Source organism: Streptomyces sp. NWU339, assembly GCF_003143855.1.
Classification (GTDB): domain Bacteria; phylum Actinomycetota; class Actinomycetes; order Streptomycetales; family Streptomycetaceae; genus Streptomyces.
Window position 1 is genome coordinate 66,785 of record NZ_QFRK01000031.1, and the last position, 13,280, is coordinate 80,064.

15 protein-coding genes are annotated in these 13,280 nt (G+C 69.1%); 1 reads left to right on the forward strand and 14 read right to left on the reverse strand.

Annotation, left to right across the window (positions count from 1 at the left end):
- Positions 1-26: 26 nt before the first annotated feature.
- The 4 genes from DIZ27_RS29360 to DIZ27_RS29375 all read right to left on the reverse strand — a co-directional run bounded on the left by DIZ27_RS29360 (position 27) and on the right by DIZ27_RS29375 (position 4,734).
- Positions 27-3,119 (reverse strand): VCBS repeat-containing protein, encoded by a 3,093-nt coding sequence (locus DIZ27_RS29360; protein WP_109381486.1) that lies wholly within the window; start codon positions 3,117-3,119, stop codon positions 27-29.
- A gap of 312 nt (positions 3,120-3,431) precedes the next feature.
- Positions 3,432-3,701 carry a hypothetical protein gene (locus DIZ27_RS29365; RefSeq protein WP_146229012.1) on the reverse strand — a complete coding sequence of 90 codons (270 nt, stop codon included), beginning with the start codon at positions 3,699-3,701 and terminating at the stop codon, positions 3,432-3,434.
- A 194-nt stretch (positions 3,702-3,895) separates the two neighbouring features.
- The gene (locus DIZ27_RS29370) at positions 3,896-4,264 is read right to left on the reverse strand and encodes a PH domain-containing protein (protein WP_109381499.1); all 369 of its coding nucleotides are present in this window, start codon (positions 4,262-4,264) and stop codon (positions 3,896-3,898) included.
- On the reverse strand, positions 4,156-4,734 hold the full coding sequence (locus tag DIZ27_RS29375; RefSeq protein WP_109381488.1) for a hypothetical protein: 579 nt from the start codon (positions 4,732-4,734) through the stop codon (positions 4,156-4,158). The genes DIZ27_RS29370 and DIZ27_RS29375 overlap by 109 nt, the downstream gene beginning before the upstream one ends.
- 175 nt (positions 4,735-4,909) lie before the next feature.
- Between DIZ27_RS29375 and DIZ27_RS29380 the strand changes: the two genes are divergently transcribed.
- The gene (locus DIZ27_RS29380) at positions 4,910-5,596 is read left to right on the forward strand and encodes a peptidase inhibitor family I36 protein (protein WP_258308591.1); all 687 of its coding nucleotides are present in this window, start codon (positions 4,910-4,912) and stop codon (positions 5,594-5,596) included.
- A gap of 43 nt (positions 5,597-5,639) precedes the next feature.
- Here DIZ27_RS29380 and DIZ27_RS45260 read toward each other — a convergent pair whose 3' ends face one another.
- The 10 genes from DIZ27_RS45260 to DIZ27_RS29430 form a co-directional block, all read right to left on the reverse strand.
- Positions 5,640-6,614 (reverse strand): CU044_5270 family protein, encoded by a 975-nt coding sequence (locus tag DIZ27_RS45260; protein WP_146229013.1) that lies wholly within the window; start codon positions 6,612-6,614, stop codon positions 5,640-5,642.
- 1 nt (position 6,615) lies between these two features.
- Positions 6,616-7,185 carry an RNA polymerase sigma factor gene (locus DIZ27_RS29385; protein WP_109381489.1) on the reverse strand — a complete coding sequence of 190 codons (570 nt, stop codon included), beginning with the start codon at positions 7,183-7,185 and terminating at the stop codon, positions 6,616-6,618.
- Positions 7,186-7,225: 40 nt separating this feature from the next.
- Positions 7,226-7,822, reverse strand: a complete 597-nt coding sequence (locus DIZ27_RS29390) for a hypothetical protein (protein ID WP_109381490.1) — start codon at positions 7,820-7,822, stop codon at positions 7,226-7,228.
- A gap of 130 nt (positions 7,823-7,952) precedes the next feature.
- Entirely contained in the window at positions 7,953-8,297 is a 345-nt protein-coding gene (locus DIZ27_RS29395; protein ID WP_375232012.1) for a hypothetical protein, read from the reverse strand.
- 5 nt (positions 8,298-8,302) lie between these two features.
- Positions 8,303-8,560 (reverse strand): hypothetical protein, encoded by a 258-nt coding sequence (locus DIZ27_RS29400; protein WP_109381491.1) that lies wholly within the window; start codon positions 8,558-8,560, stop codon positions 8,303-8,305.
- Positions 8,557-8,904, reverse strand: coding sequence for a hypothetical protein (locus DIZ27_RS29405; protein WP_109381501.1), 348 nt, complete (start codon positions 8,902-8,904; stop codon positions 8,557-8,559). Before DIZ27_RS29405 ends, DIZ27_RS29400 begins: the two co-directional genes overlap by 4 nt.
- 89 nt (positions 8,905-8,993) lie before the next feature.
- A complete protein-coding gene (locus tag DIZ27_RS48840) occupies positions 8,994-9,614 on the reverse strand; it encodes a hypothetical protein (protein WP_375232013.1) in 621 nt (206 codons plus the stop codon).
- A 42-nt stretch (positions 9,615-9,656) separates the two neighbouring features.
- Positions 9,657-10,022 (reverse strand): PH domain-containing protein, encoded by a 366-nt coding sequence (locus DIZ27_RS29420; RefSeq protein ID WP_109381492.1) that lies wholly within the window; start codon positions 10,020-10,022, stop codon positions 9,657-9,659.
- Positions 10,023-10,124: 102 nt separating this feature from the next.
- The gene (gene metG / locus DIZ27_RS29425) at positions 10,125-11,852 is read right to left on the reverse strand and encodes a methionine--tRNA ligase (RefSeq protein WP_109381493.1); all 1,728 of its coding nucleotides are present in this window, start codon (positions 11,850-11,852) and stop codon (positions 10,125-10,127) included.
- Positions 11,853-11,982: 130 nt separating this feature from the next.
- On the reverse strand, positions 11,983-13,280 hold a 1,298-nt coding region (locus tag DIZ27_RS29430), incomplete at its 5' end, for a VWA domain-containing protein (protein ID WP_109381494.1).

Here is a 13,280-nt window from a genome sequence, read left to right on the forward strand (position 1 = left end):
CCGAGCCGCTTTCCGTTCGGACCCGGTCAGTACAGGGCCTTGTACCCGCTCCAGCCGGTGCCGATCTGGATCCGTGCGCCGATGCCGCCCTTTCCGTTGCCGTAGTTGCGGAACAGCTTGCCGGAGGTGTCCCGGGAGATCAGGTCGCCGATGCCGTCGCGGTTGAGGTCGCCCACGCCGACGACGGCGTTGTAGGAGCCGCCCCACTTGGTGGCGATCCTGACGCGGGCCTTGAACGTGCCGGTACGTGTGCCGTTGTAGCGGTAGAGGTTGTTGGACTTGTCCTGGGCGAGCAGGTCGCCGATGCCGTCACCGGTGATGTCGCCGACGGCGACGATCTTCCTGTACGTCTTCCAGTTGCTCATGATCTTGACACGGGCGGAGAGCTTGCCCGCGCTGGTGCCCTTGTAGAGGTACATGTCCCCGGTGGACGCCTTGCGGACGATCAGGTCCGGGCGTCCGTCCCCGGTGATGTCACCGGTCGAGACCATGATGTCGTACTGGTTCCAGCCGCTCTTGCCGAGCGTGGTGTACGGCGTCGACGCCTTCAGCGCGGCCCCGCACTTCGGTTTGTACAGCCGCAGCGAGCCGTTGCTCGGCCGCACGACGAGATCGTTGCAGCGGTCGCCGCTCAGGTCACCGAAGGGCACGACCGTGGTCCCCTTCGGCCAGCCGGTACCGCCCACCTTGGACGAGAGGGTGCCCTTGCCCGTGCCCCGGTGGACGGTCAGGGAGCCCGTGGAGTTCATGGTGAGCAGGTCGCCGACGCCGTCCGAACCGCTGTAGTCGTGGCGTACGGGCGAGCCTCCGGTCAGCGTGCCGCTGCCGCTGCCGATGGTCACGGCCGTGGAGGTGCCGAGGCCGGTCGCCTTCAGGCTCCACTTGAACGGGCCGTTGGGGAAGCGGACACCGCCCGCTGTCCTGCCGTCCCAGTTCGCCGTCACCCGCGCGGCGGCCGCGCCGCCGGTGAGGGTGCGGGTGGCCTTGCCGGTCTCGCCGCTCTCCACGGACGTGAACGTCAGCGACCAGGAGGTGACGGGGCGGGACAGCAGCCAGGTGCCGGTCCAGGGCTTCGAGGCGGTCAGGTTCGCCTGGGTGGCGGCGTCCGTCGTGAACGCGGTCGGGGCCGACGGGGAGAAGCCGGTCGTGGCGACATGGGTGCGCTCGTGGACGTCGAACCAGGCCACCAGGCCCGTGTACTCGTCCACGGTCCAGCGGTGGCGGCGGTCGGCGGCCAGGCCGGTGTCCGGCACCTCGGAGACCAGTACGCGGGTGGCGCCGGTGGCCGCGTCGGTCAGGACAAGGGTGCCGGCCGCGTGGTCGTGGCGGACCGTGAAGCCGTCGCCGAGCAGTACGTCACCCGGGGTGACGGCGCGGGAGGTGCCGGCCTTGGTGTCGTACACGCCCGCCGAGGAAGTGCCGCAGGACCAGTACAGCCAGCGGCCCGCCGCCTGCAGCTCGCTCGGGACGCAGCGCGCGCCCGGGACGGTGATCGTGGTGAGGGTCTTCTTCTCCGTCAGGCTGTAGGAGGTGACCCGGCCGGCGGTGGTGGCGCTCCACAGCACAGGGCCGTTGAGGGCGGCGGCCTGGACCGGGCGCTTCAGCAGTTGGCCGTAGCCGAACCGGCCGACGTACTGGGCCGGGGCGGAACCGCCGGAGTCGTAGACCGCGTAGTCGTCGGAGACGTCGACGATGCGGCCGCCCGTGGTGTTGAACCCCAGGGCGTTGTAGCCGATCGGGACCAGCCGGTCCGAGCCCGGCACGGGGCCGTCCTCGTAGACGTCGGAGGCCCCTTCCAGGTAGACGTCCCGGGGCGAGGTGACCGTGTTGCCCCACAGGGCCGAGCACGTGGTGCCCGGGTGGGGGCACCTCGGGTTGATCTTGGTGCTCTCGGTGGCGGGGGACGCGGTGAGGACCGTACCGCCGTTGGTCGTCAGGGTCCGTACGGAGGTGGCGTGGAGACCGTTGGCGTTGCCGGGGTCGACCTGTGCGACCCGCAGGCTGCCGCGGCTGAGGGCGATGCCCGTCTTGGCGTGCTCGACCGCGGGCACCTGGTACAGCTTCGTCAGCTTCGGCGTGCCGTCCGCAGCCGTGCTCACGCGCTGCACCCACCAGTCGGTGGCGCCCGTGCCGCCGCTGACGAGAGCGGTGTCGCCGGGTCCGCGTACCGCGAACCTGCCGGCCTTCTCCAGCAGGGTGCGGGACGAGCCGTCGGTGAGGGAGAGGGCCGTCAGACTGCTGGTGCCCGTCTGCGGAGGCAGCAGCAGCCAGTCACCGGTCAGGACCGGCTTGGCACTCTGGTAGGGACCCGGCAGCTCGACGAACTCCTCCTCGCCGCCCGGCTCGGTGCGCGGCTTGAAGTGCAGACCGCCGTCGCCGTACCAGCCGATCCTGTCCTCGCTCAGGACGGCGGGGGCGGTGGCGGAGACGCCGCTGAACGCCTTGGTGACGGCGGCCGACTCGATGTCGATGTAGTACAGGCCGGTGCCCGACCTGACCAGCACCCCGGCCGCGTCGGCGGCCAGGACGTAACCGTCGTTGACCACCACGTCGGCCGGTGCGAAGGGGCGCTCGCGGCGCTCGCCGGCCACGGTGTCGACGAGGGTACGGCTGGTGACGACGGTGGTCCCGGCCAGCGCCCGGTAGGGGTACGCGGACGTCACGGTCGACGTCTTGCGGGTGGCCGGGTCCCACAGGGTGACGGTGGTGGCGGACGTGCTCGTCGGCAGGGCGACGAGGTCGCCGTCCGAGCCGTACCAGGCCTGTCGGCACGTCGAGCCGAGGTCCTCGCACGGCGCCGTCGGCGTGAAGACGCCGTCCGGGGTCCGCACGCCGACGGTGGTGCCGTCCGCGTAGCTCGTCCACAGCAGTCCGGGGACTCCCGACTGCCGGTGCAGGAAGCCGCTGGGACCGGCGGCGAACGGCCGTTCGCCGCGCGGCTGGGTCGAGGCCGGGCCGGTGAGCGTGATCCTGGTGGTGCCGGCCGCGCTCTGCGCGCCTGCGGCCCGAGCGGGGTCACTGCTTCCGGTGAGGACGGTGACGGATGCGGCCGCGACGGCGACCGCGAGCGTGGCGACGGTGGCGGCCAGACCGCCCCGTCCCAGGGCGTGTCTGCCCACGTGAGGTTCCCTCCCCGCGAGGGTCCCCTGCCCTCGCACAAGTGAGCGGACTCTACCAGGGGGTTTTCAGCTCTTTTCATGCTCCCGGATCTTGAACAAGCCACGGGGAGGGAGCGCGAAGTGAGGGCGAGGGCGTCGAAGACGGGTGTGTACTGCTCGGCGGAGGTCTTCACCAGTCCCCTGAGAGCGCTCCGCCTCGCCGCATGGCGACGGGGCGAGGCAATCGGGCCCGAATCAACCAACAGCATCCGACATCGGTCCCGGGCCCTCGTCGTCGTTCACGACGGATGTGAGCGGCCTGACGCCACGTCTTCAGGGCTGTTCGGAGACGTCCGCCGGCAGGGCCGGGCCCTCCTTGAGGACGTCCTCGGCCGTGGTGGCCGTCAAGGAGCGATCGAACCAGGCGGTGAGCGTGTCGAGGTCGGTGCAGGTGGTGATGCGCTCGTGGACGCTGTCGGAGACCGTGAGCCCGCGTACCTTCAGCACACGCAGGATGTCCTCGACTTTTCCTTCGGCCTTGCCCTCCAGGTACTTCTCCTCGACCAGGGTCCCGCTTCCCGGGAAGTGGGTGCCGATGCTCATCAGATCTCTCCATTTCTTGGAAGGAGTGTTCTCCAGGCCGATTGCCACCAGCTCGAAGCAGTACGACACGGTGTGCGGAGCGAGGGACGCGAATCCATGGGCCACCGTGTCCAGTGCGGGGGCATTCACCCTTTCGGGAGCTGGAGAAACGTTCCAGGGGAGCGGGGCGTCGCCCCGCTCTCCGGGGGCTCGGGTCAGCGGGCCACGAACTGGGTGAGGATGGCCTGGACCTCGTAGATGTCGACGCCCTTGGTGAAGGTCTTCTCCACCGGGGCCGGGGTGCCCGAGATCCAGATCTTCAGCTCGGCGTCGAGGTCGAAGTGGCCGGCGGTCTCGACGGCGAAGTGGGTGATGCTGCGGTACGGGATCGAGTGGTACTCGGTCTTCTTGCCGGTGATGCCCTGCTTGACGATCAGGATGAGGCGTCGGTCGGTGAAGAGGATGGTGTCGCGGATCAAGGGGAAGGCCACGTGACCTGTTCGCCGTGGCCCCGGCAGGCGGGCAGGTTCCGCTCGCCGGCCTGGCCGAGGGCGTCGGCCATGGAGCGGGGCGGCACCCCGCAGGTGCACCGCACGAAGACGTTGGCGGCTTCGCCCGTGGTGCCGGACTCGGTCGGGCTGAGGGTGTTCCCCTCGCAGTCGGACGCGCCGCGGTGGACGAAGTAGACCCAGGGGAAGTCGTCCATGTGCCCGGCCGGGCAAGCGACGAGGAAGCGGGCGGGCAGCGCGGTGGGCTGGCCCTTGCCGGCGCCGCCGCAGTTGACGTGGACGTATTTGGTCTTCTCGGGCCGGTAGGGGTTCGGCCGGAGCTGGAAGAGACCGCCCGACGCGGGGGCCGGCCGTCCGATGATGTAGTGGTCCAGCGGGTTCCCCGCCAGTTCCTCCGGCTCGTCCCCGGTGGGTCCCAGGAGGTCGCGCACGACCAGCTCGGCGAGCCGGTCGCGCAGTTGCTGCGGAGTGGGCGCGGACAGCACCGCCCCACCGGAGGAGGGGCCGGGCTCGGGGTCCGGGCCGGCGAGAGGTTGCTGGGTCACGGGCCAGATTAGGGGCGGTCACCGACAACGGGTACGCACTTCCGTGCGGAACCCGATCAGCCGCCTCGCCCGGCGGTGGTTCCACGCCGTCCGACGTATGGGGGCTGGACGCTCTTCCGATCTTCAGGCTCGGTCCGCCACAACGACCGAAAGGTGACTGTCTCCGCTTCGCAGCATGGTGAAGGATCTTCCCGACCCATCCAAAAGCGAACTCAGGTTCGATACTTGCATCAGGGGGAAGATCATGCCCAGGCCTCACAGATGGTTAGCGGCAGTCGGCATCATGGGTTTCGCCCTCATGCCGACGGCCGAGGCGCAGGCCGCCTCGGCGTCGGACACCCTCCAGCAGGAGATCAATCAGGTCCTCGACGCCACTGAAGGCGGCGTTCAGATCAGCCGGAACGAGATCGCCTGGAATGACGGTGACGTCATCATGGCCTTCCCGATGCCGGGCGAGGCCACGGCCCCGGCCAGCAGTCCTGCGGCGCAAAGGCTTCAGGCCGAGGTGGCGGGCCTGCCCGGCACTCCGGCCGAAGAACCAACAGTAGGCCTGGCAGCTTCGGACAACTGCCCGACTCAAGTCTTCGGTAATGACTGGTACTGCTTCTACCAGAATCGGGACTTCGGGGGTCGCAGGCTGCAGTGGAACGAGAAGCACGACCCGACTGCGGTGAGGTTTTCCGACTACGGCTTCGCCAATCAGACATCATCTTGGTCGAATAAGGGCGCAAAGACGATCACGGTGTTCGATGGGTGTAAGTCGGGTTTCAGTCCCACCCTCTGGACAGAGGCTGCGCACAGCCGGTCTTCCTACGTCGGAAACTCGAAGAACGACAAGGCGGATTGCTTCCGGGCCTCTTGACGTGCGGCGGTGGGGGGCGCAGCAGTGCGCCCCCACCGCATTGCTAACCTTTGAGGTAAGTGCAGTAAGAGATCACGGCGGGAGTTTCAACGTTCAGCTTCCCCGCAGAGCCCGTCAGCTCTTCTTCATAGGACAAGAGCTTTCCGGAGTTTTGGTCAAACACCATGCTGTACTGGGTCGCGAGACCACTGTAGGTGGAATTCACGGAGAACGCGGCACCGCTCCGGCCTGCACGGTCGATCACCGTTCCGCGGTACCTGATTCCGTTTGCGCTCTTGAGTTCACGAAGAATCGCAGCACGTTGTTCGGGAGAGAAGGTGTGGTCCAAGTAGGCGTCATGGATCCGACTGAACATTTCACCTGGACCGAAGCTGCCCGAAGCCGCGGCCAGCCACTTGCGCATACCTGCCGCGTCTTGCGGCGGAGGTTGTTCACCGGTAGCAGGGCCGGAGCTGCCTGAGTAGCGCTCTGGTTCACTTCCGACTGCGCCGGCGGCCTCCCAGGCTTGACGCTGATCTTCGGAAGAGAACTGCGGAGGGCGGGTCCGGACCTTCCACTTACGGGATCCGTCCGCTGCCACCCAGGTCTCGCGACGTTCGGGAATCACCGCTGAAGTGACCCGGGTGCCGTCGATGGTGGTCGCGAGAGACCAACTGTCCTGTACGAATCGGTTGGTTGTGTCAGCCCTGGAATCATCAGGGAGCTTCGCCGTATGTTTCGCGATTCTTTCCAGGACTTCAGCCGCTGTCACATCACTGTTCCGATACTCCAGTGGTGCGGGAGTGACGGCATAAGCAGGCTGGTCAGCCGTTCCGAGCATGTTGGTGGCAACCAGACCCAGCGCTCCGGCTGTCACGGCGGCGGCAGCGGCAAGCACCCACCTCCGCGCCGGTCGACGCGATCGATCACTTCCGGCGTCCTGGGCGCGTCCCGAGGAGAGGATGTGCTGGAGAGCGACTTCATCGGGCTCGTCGGTCGACCCCGCCGCGGGGTCCAGGGCCTGGAGGGCTCTGTCCATGTCACGCATCTCCTCTGCTCCCATTCCGTACGGCCGCATCGCGGTGCAGAACCGAGAAACGCGACGAGACATCTGCGGATGCGGCCTCCAGATTGAGTCTGAGGCGCTTCCGAGCGCGGTGCAGACGGACATGGAAGCTGGCAACAGTGCACTCCAGCGCCTTGGCGGCCTGAGTAGCGGAAAGTCCCTCCCAGGCAGTCAGACGCAACGCCTCCTGGTCCGTTTCGCTCAGGGAGTCGAACGCTGCTGCCAAGGCGGCACTCTCCACCACACTGTCGGCATGGTCACCAACCGTCTGACGCGGCTGGGCTGCTAAAGCTCGGACGAGACCGAGCCGACGCTCATCCGACCGGTAGGTGCTGGAGAGCGTATGCCGCGCCACCCCGTACAACCAGGGCAACTCGGCGTTCCCGGGCATCGTCTCGAACCGGCGCCATGCAACGAGGAAGACTTCGGACACCACGTCGACCACCTGGTCGGGCGAGATCCGGCGGCGTACGTAGGCAGCAACAGCTGCATAGTGCTGCCGGTACAGCCGGGTGAACCGCTGTTCGTCAGTCCCAGTATCCACATCGCCTCCACCCCTGCTTATGTCCGGCCCGAGCCCCTTCTTACAGTCCGAGGCGAATCCGTGGCCGGGCCCTGACGCCCTCGGCCGCGCAGAGAGCCCCTGCCGGGCCGTTGCGGGCGGCGGCACGGCAGGACGAGCGGGCCTGGAGTCCGAGCGGCAGCGATGTCTGTTCGGCGGCCGGTCCGAGGTACGTGCACTCCGTGGACCGTGCGATGCCCATGGAGTCCAGCTGCTGGCGGAAGCGGACCCGGAAATGGGCGTTGTCACCGAGACCGGGACGCATGCGCAGCAGTTCCTCGGGCTCGTCGAAACGGACGTTGTAGGCGGGTGCGTTCTCGGCCGTGCCCGTCTTCACCTTCACGAGGCCGCTCTCCCGCAGCTCCGTGATGCGACCGGAGAAGATGATCTCCTGATCGCGTTCCTTGGTCTCCCGGAGCTGCAGTTCTTCGTCGAGGCGGGCGCGCGGGGCGTACTCCTGTGCCGCTGCCAGCCGACTCGCGCGATGCTCTGCCTCGATCTCCTCGTCATCCCGGTTTTCGGTGTCCAGCCGGTCGAGGAGACGTGCGGCGCGCTCGGTCTCGCCGGGGTCGTCTCGAAGGAGTGCGCGCCTGCGCTCGCGCCAGCTGTCGCCGGTCACAGTCGTACCTCCAGGTATCCGCGTGCTGGGGACGCACTTTCTTCGGACGGTGGGCGGCCCTTCCCGTCGGGCTGTCCGATGACGCGCATCCCCGGCAGGCAACGCGGGGAGTTCCCTCCGGCAGCCGTGACTACTCGTCTTCGAAGACGTCTTCGGCCGTCGGGGCCGTGACGGCACGGCGGTGCCAGTGGCGCGGGATCTCGGAGTCGCCACAGCCGGTGATGCGCTCCCGGACCGCTTCGGAGACGTCGATGCCGCGCACTTCCAGGACGTCCTCGGCAGCGCGGCGCGCCTCGCCCTCGGCTCGGCCCTCCTCGCGGATTTCCTCGGAGAGGGGCGACTTGTAAAAGGAGAGGTCCACGGCCACCAGTTTCCTCCACAGGTGTGCGGCCGGGTGCTTGCCCAGGCCTTGTGCGACGAGTTCGATGATCGGGTCGGCGATGCTCTGCGGTGTGTCCCGCAGAGCGGTCGTCATTGATTTCAGTACCCCAGGTAGGTGATCTGGACGATGTAGACACGTTCGCTGCGTACGACGACCTGGTATCTGAACATGCCGCCGGGGACGATGACGTCGCCCCCCTTCGGGTCGATGCCCTCGTGGGCCCGGCCGTGAATGTGGACGGCTTCGGCGGCTCTGACCAGCTCGTCCGCCTTCCTCTTCACACCGGCGAGGAAGTCGGCGGGTGCGGTGCGGGCGGTTTCCTCCGCACCGAAGGCGTACTCCCACTTCCAGCTCAACCGCGCACTGCTTCCATGGCTTCGTCCAGGACGGCGCTCAGCTCCCGCAGAGCCTCCTCGGCGATGGCGGAATTCTCGTGCTCCAGCCTGCTCTGTGCCTGCGCGAAGCGGGAGGCCAGAGCAGGGCGTCGGGCGATCTCGATGTCTCGGGCCCAAGTGAGGACCCAGCTCCGCACGGGGCTCAGGGACTGCCACTCCACGGCTTTGGTGAAGGCGTCGTCCTTTGTGGCCTGCATCTCGTCCAGGCGCCCCGGATCGACCACGGCGAGAGCAGTGCGCAGGGCGTCAGGAGTCTGCTCGGGACGTGGGATCAGCTCGTGTCCGTGATCGGCCTGAGTACTCATGGTGTCCTCCACAGGGTGCCCTGGCCAGGGTATCCGGGCGGGGCCGCGGAGGAGCCGGACCGGGAACCGGGCAGGCCGCGAGCGGCCTGTCACGGTCGGCCCTGCTCAACGAGGGACGGCTCGTCGGTTCCGGTGTCGGGGACACCGGAACCGACACCCGCCGAGGCGCAGCCCTGGCAGTGGTGGGGGTCGGGGCCGCGGTAGGCGTGGTCGCACGTGTCGCAGTTGCGCAGGGGGTACCGGACGGGCGGGGGCGGTTCGGGGGCGCGGAACGGTGGGAGGGGCGGCAGTTTGACCGTCAGGCGGTGGGCCAGGAAGGCGGCGGGCCGGACCAGGGGCTCCAGGGGCAGGCCGTCGGCCAGGGCCTTGCGTACGGCGGTGGGGCTGAGGTCCCGTTCCAGCCGGGCGGCGACGCCGGGGGCGAGGTGCTCGGCGTCGGGGGCGGGCCGGCTGGGGCGCGGGAGATCGTCACCGCGGGTACCCGTGACCTCGATGCGGAGGGTCGCGCCGCGGTCCAGGAGCGCGAGGCGGAAGTCGCGCCCGGCGAGCCGGCCGTGGGTGGCCGCGTTCGCGGCGAGTTCGGCGACGAGGTGTTCGGCGGCCTCGCTGACGCGGTGGGGCAGGTCCCGGTCGCGCACCCGGTCGCGCATCCAGTCCGTGGCGAGCAGCCGGGCGAGGCGGGCACCGCGGGGCGTGGGTGACAGGAGCACGGGCTGCCGATCCGCCGTCGCCCCGCTCTCCGGGGGCTCGGGTCAGCGGGCCACGAACTGGGTGAGGATGGCCTGGACCTCGTAGATGTCGACGCCCTTGGTGAAGGTCTTCTCCACCGGGGCCGGGGTGCCCGAGATCCAGATCTTCAGCTCGGCGTCGAGGTCGAAGTGGCCGGCGGTCTCGACGGCGAAGTGGGTGATGCTGCGGTACGGGATCGAGTGGTACTCGGTCTTCTTGCCGGTGATGCCCTGCTTGTCGATCATGATCAGCCGGCGGTCGGTGAAGAGGATGGTGTCGCGGATCAGCAGGTAGGCGGCGTGCACCTGCTCGCCGTGGCCCAGGAGACGGGCGTAGTCCTGCTGTGCCGACGCCGGGTCGATGCTGTGTGCGTTGCCGAACAGTGCCATGAGTGCTCCCCCTGCGTGACGTGGTCGTACCGCGACGCTAACGGACGCGTCAGGGCCCGGGAACCTTTGTTCCCGGGCCCTGACGTCGGTGGTGCGCGGTCGTTACGCGGGCTCCGGCTCGCCGCCGAAGCGCTCCTTGTACGCCTCCAGGTCGTCGTCCGTCAGCTTGGCGAAGAGGACCGGCGGGACGGTGAAGGGGGTGCCGGCGGGGACCGACGTGAGAGCGCGGGCCTCCTCGGCGGTGACCCAGGACGCCGTGTCGTCGGCGAGGGAGAACGTCTGGCGCATCGCCGCCGCCGCCGTCGGGATGAGCGGCTCCGACACCACCGCGTACAGGCGGATCAGGTTCATCGCCGTGCGCAGGGTGAGGGCGGCGGCGTCCTTGTCGGTCTTGATCTCCAGCCAGGGGGCCTTCTCCTCCAGGTAGGAGTTGCCCGCGGACCACAGGGCGCGCAGCGCGGCCGCCGCCTTGCGGAACTGCTTCGCCTCCATCTGGGACTCGTACTCCGCGAGGAGCCCCGCGATCTCCTCACCGAGCCGGGTCTCCGCCTCGCCGGGCTCGCCGCCCGCCGGGACCTCCTCGCCGAAGCGCTTCTTCGAGAAGGACAGGACACGGTTGACGAAGTTGCCGAGGGTGTCGGCCAGGTCCTTGTTCACCGTGGCGGTGAAGTGCTCCCAGGTGAAGGACGAGTCGTCCGACTCGGGCGCGTTGGCGATGAGGAAGTACCGCCAGTAGTCGGCCGGGAGGACGTCCAGCGCCTGGTCGGTGAAGACGCCCCGCTTCTGGGAGGTGGAGAACTTGCCGCCGTAGTACGTCAGCCAGTTGAAGGCCTTGACGTAGTCGACCTTCTTCCACGGCTCGCGGACTCCCAGCTGGGTGGCCGGGAACATCACCGTGTGGAAGGGGACGTTGTCCTTCGCCATGAACTCCGTGTAACGGACGGTGTCGTCCGCCTCGTACCACCAGGACTTCCAGTCCCGCGTCTCGCCCTCGGGCGCGGAGTCCGCCCACTCCTTCGTCGCGGCGATGTACTCGATCGGGGCGTCGAACCAGACGTAGAAGACCTTGCCCTCGGCCGCCAGCTCCGGCCAGGTGTCGGCCGGCACCGGGACGCCCCAGTCCAGGTCGCGGGTGATCGAACGGTCGTGCAGGCCCTCGGTCAGCCACTTGCGGGCGATGGAGGCCGCCAGATGGGGCCACTCCTCCTCGTGCCGGGCGACCCACTCCTCGACCTCGTGCTGGAGCTTCGACTGGAGGAGGAAGAGGTGCTTGGTCTCGCGGACCTCCAGGTCCGTGGAGCCGGAGATCGCCGAACGCGGGTCGAGCAGGTCGGTCGGGTCCAGTACGCGCGTGCAGTTCTCGCACTGGTCGCCGCGGGCCTTGTCGTAGCCGCAGTGGGGGCAGGTGCCCTCCACGTAGCGGTCCGGGAGGAAGCGGCCGTCGGCCGGGCTGTAGACCTGCCGGATCGAGCGCTCCTCGATGAAACCGTTCTCGTTCAGACGGCGGGCGAAGTGCTGGGTGATCTCGACGTTCTGCGGCGACGAACTGCGGCCGAAGTGGTCGAAGGCGAGGTTGAAGCCGTCGTAGACCGCCTTCTGCGCGTCGTGTGCCTGTGCGCAGAACGTGTCGACCGGGAGGCCCTGCTCCTTCGCCGCCAGTTCGGCGGGGGTGCCGTGCTCGTCGGTCGCGCAGATGTACAGGACCTCGTGGCCGCGCTGGCGCATGTAACGGGAGTAGACGTCTGCCGGGAGCATGGACCCCACCATGTTGCCCAGGTGCTTGATCCCGTTGATGTACGGAAGGGCGCTGGTGATGAGGTGTCGAGCCATCGGTGGCTGCTCCCAGGTCGAAACGTACGGAACCTTCAAATCGTAGCCGACACGGGTGCGCCGCCCGCTTCTCGTTCTACGTGCTGAGAAGCGGGCGGCGCGGGACGTGCTGGGGGTGCTCCCCGTGGGACTACGGGCGCCAGGACTTCAGGACGGCCTCGTAGAGCTCCTTGTCGGTGAGTTCCAGGGGGGACGGGCCGGCGAGGAAGTGGGCCGTGTTCGGCGTCTTGAGCTTGCGGAGGTAGTCGAAGGCCTTGTTCTCCGGGTCGCCGAAGGCGACGAAGGAGAAGAAGACCGCGGGGTGGGTCTTCGCCGCCTCGGTGAGGGCCTGGGTGGCGGGGGTCTTCGCGTCGGGGGCGCCGTCCGTCTGGAAGACCACCAGGGCGGGGGTGCCCGCGGGGGCGGCCTTGTCGTGCAGGGCGAGGACCTCTGCCACGGCCGCGTGGTAGCTGGTCCGGCCCATGCGGCCGAGGGAGGCGTGCAGGGTGTCGATCTTGTTCTCGTGGTCGGTGAGGGTGAGCTCGCCGGTGCCGTCGACCTCGGTCGAGAAGAAGACGACCTTGACCGTGGTGGTCCCGGGGTCGCTGGTGAGGTGGGCGGCGAGGGCGAGGGTCTGCTCGGCGAGGGCCTGTGCGGAGCCGTCCTTGTAGTACGGGCGCATGGACGCGGAGCGGTCGAGCACGAGGTAGACGGCGGCGCGGGTGCCGGTGAGGCCGTGCTCCGCGAGGGTGGTGGCGGCGGCGGTGTGGGCGGTGGTGAGTGCCTGCGGCAGCGAGGGGGTGGTCGGCTCGGCCTCGGCTTCGCCTTCGGCCTCGGTGTGGTTCCCGCCCGCACCACCCGTGCGGCTCTCGTTGTCGGGTGCGGGTGGCCCCTGGGGGGTGTCCTCGCCGTCGGCGGGTGCGGGCTCCGGTTCCGGTTCCGGCTGTGCTTCCGGGGCGGCATCCGTCGCGGGCTCCGGCTCGGCTTCGGCCTCGGGCTCCGCCTCCGGCTCGGGTGTGGCCTCGGGCTGAGGCGCCGGCTCGGCTACGGGTGCCGCCGCGACCTCGGCCTCGGGGGCCTCGGGCGCGACCTCGGGCTTCGCCTCCGGCTCAGGTGTGGCCTCGGGCTCGGGTGCGACCTCGGCTTCGGGCTCGGGAGTCGGCTCCGGCTCGGGTGAGGTCTTGGTTTCGGCCTCCGCCTTGGGCTCGACCTCGGCCTCCGCTTCGACCTCGGTCTTCACCTCGGGCTTGGCCTCGGCCTCCGCCTCGGGGGCGACCTCGGGCTCGGGCTTGGCCTCGACCTTCGTCTCGGGCTCGACCTCCGCTTCGGGCTCGGGAGTCGGCTCCGGCTCGGTTGCGGCCTCGGGCTCGGTTGCGGCCTCGGGCTCGGGGGTCGGCTTCGGGGCAGGGGTTTCTGTCGGGGGAGTGGTCGAGGGGGGCGGGGTGGTGG